Annotated in this window: 1 protein-coding gene; it reads left to right on the forward strand. The window is 74.4% G+C overall.

Annotated elements, in window-relative coordinates:
- Positions 1-1,086: MFS transporter (locus tag ADK41_RS04315; protein WP_030837517.1), on the forward strand; the 1,086-nt coding region annotated here is incomplete at both ends.

The following is a 1,086-nucleotide window of genomic DNA, read 5'->3' on the forward strand; positions in this document are numbered from 1 at the left end:
CTGGTCACCTACCTCGGCAGCGTGATGGCGCTGATCGCGCTGCCGCTCCAGATCAAGGAACTGACCGGCTCACCGCTCGCGGTGGGCGCGATGGGCGCCGTCGAACTGGTGCCGCTGGTGGTCTTCGGCCTGTACGGCGGGGCACTCGCGGACGCGGTCGACCGGCGCAAGGTCATCGTGCTCACCGAGGCGGGGCTGGGACTGCTGGCCGCCGTGCTGCTGCTGAACGCGCTGCTGCCGCACCCCATGCTGTGGCCGCTGTACGTGGTGGCGGCCTCGGTGGCGGCACTCGCCGGACTCCAGCGCCCCGCCCTGGACTCACTGCTGGCCCGGATCGTCCCGCACGAGCAGCTCCCCGCCGCGGCCGCGCTCAACGCCCTGCGCTGGCAGGCGGGCGCGATCGGCGGACCCGCGCTGGCCGGCCTCGTGGTGGCGTACGCGGGCAACGTCCCCGCCTACGCCACCACCGTGGTCTGCTTCCTCGCGTCGGTCCTGATGTGCCGCCGGCTCTCACCCGTGCCGCCCGTCGAGCACGCCGCCAAGCCCTCGCTGCGCGGCATCGCCGAGGGAGCCCGGTACGCCTGGTCGCGGCCGGTGCTCCTCGGCACGTACGCGGTCGACCTGGCGGCGATGTTCTTCGCCTTCCCCAACACCATCTTCCCCTTCCTCGCCGACGAGCTCGACGCCGACTGGGCACTGGGCCTGATGTACTCGGCGGGCGCCGTCGGGTCGCTGCTGCTGAGCCTGACCAGCGGCTGGGTCTCCCGGACGCGGCGGCACGGCCTGCTGGTGGTGTTCGGCGCCGCCGGCTGGGGCCTGGCCATGGCGGCGGCCGGCTGGACGTCGAACGTCTGGCTGGTGCTGGTGTTCCTCGGCCTGGCGGGAGCGGGGGACATGCTGAGCGGCCTCGGCCGCTCGACCATCTGGAACCAGACCATCCCCGACCGGCTGCGCGGCCGGCTCGCCGGCATCGAGGTCCTCTCCTACAGCGTCGGCCCCCAGCTCGGCCAGGTCCGCGCCGGGGCGATGGCCGGCTGGACCGGCGCCCGCCCGGCGATCTGGACCGGCGGCCTCGCCTGCGTCGCC

Origin of the sequence: Streptomyces caelestis (assembly GCF_001279005.1) — a bacterium.
Classification (GTDB): Bacteria; Actinomycetota; Actinomycetes; order Streptomycetales; family Streptomycetaceae; genus Streptomyces; species Streptomyces heliomycini.